The sequence below is a fragment of the Kitasatospora sp. MY 5-36 genome, from assembly GCF_001182915.1.
GTDB lineage: Bacteria > Actinomycetota > Actinomycetes > Streptomycetales > Streptomycetaceae > Kitasatospora.
Genome location: NZ_LFVW01001325.1, coordinates 1 through 890 on the forward strand (window position 1 = coordinate 1; position 890 = coordinate 890).

An 890-nucleotide genomic window follows, 5' to 3' on the forward strand; every position below is an offset into this window, starting at 1 on the left:
CCCGGTGGCGGACTCGGCCGCGGCGACCGCCTTCCGGGCCGCCTCCGCGGACTCCTGCCGGCGTTCCAGCGCGACCAGGGCCTGCGCCCGGCAGTTGAGCAGCAGCGCGACCGCGACCGGGTCGCCGCACCGTTCGGCCGCGGCCTGCCCCAGCCGGGCGCTGGCGAGCCAGTCGGTGAAGCGGCTGGCGCCGTAGTAGAGCGAGCCGCAGGTCAGCGCGAGCCGCCAGGCCCGGGCCGGATCGGTGTCGGGGGACGCGACCAGCGCGGAGACCGCCGGCTCCTCGGCGTCGAACCAGTCGAGCGCGGTGCGGATGTCGCCGACGGCCGGGAGGGGCTGCGCCGGACCGGCGGGCGGGGCGGTGTCCTCCTGGCCGGGGTCGAGGAAGGACCCGCAGTGCCCGAGGGCCGTGAGGTAGTGGTCGGCCAGGCGGTCGCGCAGCAGCCGCCGGTGCTGTTCGGGCCGTTCGGCGAGCAGCCCGGCGCCGTACAGCCGGACCAGGTCGGTACGGGCGTGGCGGCCGGGGGCGGTGCCGGTGAGCAGGTGGTGGGAGGCCAGCTCGCCGAGTACCCGGTGGGCGGTCGCGGTGTCGCTGCCGAGCAGCGCGGCGCCCGCCGGGGTGTCCACCTCGCGGCCGGGGTGGGCGGCCAGGGCGGTGAGCAGTTCGGCCGCGGGTTCGGAGAGCCGGCGGTGGGTCAGCCCGAGCCGGCCCGCGACGGAGAGCGTGCCGTCGGCGTCCAGGACGGCCAGCCTGGTCCGTTCGTCGGCGAGTTCGGCGACCAGCCCGGCGATCGTCCGGTCCGGCCGGTCGGCCAGGCGGGCGGCGGCGATCCGCAGGGCGAGCGGCAGGTGGTCGCAGAGCCCGGCGAGGCGGGCGGCGGCCTCCGGCT

1 pseudogene is annotated in these 890 nt (G+C 78.9%); it reads right to left on the reverse strand.

Annotated elements, in window-relative coordinates:
* Positions 1-890, reverse strand: a pseudogene (locus AE652_RS42240) (AfsR family transcriptional regulator); the annotation flags it as partial.